1 protein-coding gene is annotated in these 260 nt (G+C 64.2%); it reads left to right on the top strand.

The annotated features are described in order from the left end of the window. Window positions 1-260 (top strand): hypothetical protein (locus R0J92_RS24200; RefSeq protein WP_411053553.1); only part of this gene is annotated, 260 nt, incomplete at both ends.

Raw genomic sequence — 260 nt, 5'->3', positions numbered from 1 at the left:
CGAAGCGGAACTGGAGCGCAAGGTTCAGGAACGTGAACGTCGCAAAATCGCAATCGAGGCTGACGCTCCAACTCCGGAGCCGGCCCGCGAGCCCGTCATGCGCGAGCATCCTGTCATCGACCGCCCGGCACCGGACGCCGAATGGAAACCCTTGACCGATCCACGCATCGCCATCGATGTAGTGCGGGGACCGCGCAGGCTCCTGCTGGTCAGCACGATATTGGGCGGTGTGGTCGCCGCGCTCTATGCATTGTCGCTGC

The organism is Tritonibacter sp. SIMBA_163, assembly GCF_046535935.1.
In the GTDB taxonomy this organism is placed as follows: domain Bacteria; phylum Pseudomonadota; class Alphaproteobacteria; order Rhodobacterales; family Rhodobacteraceae; genus Epibacterium; species Epibacterium scottomollicae.
Note: the sequence above shows the minus strand (reverse complement) of the source record. Positions and strands in the feature narration are given on the sequence as shown.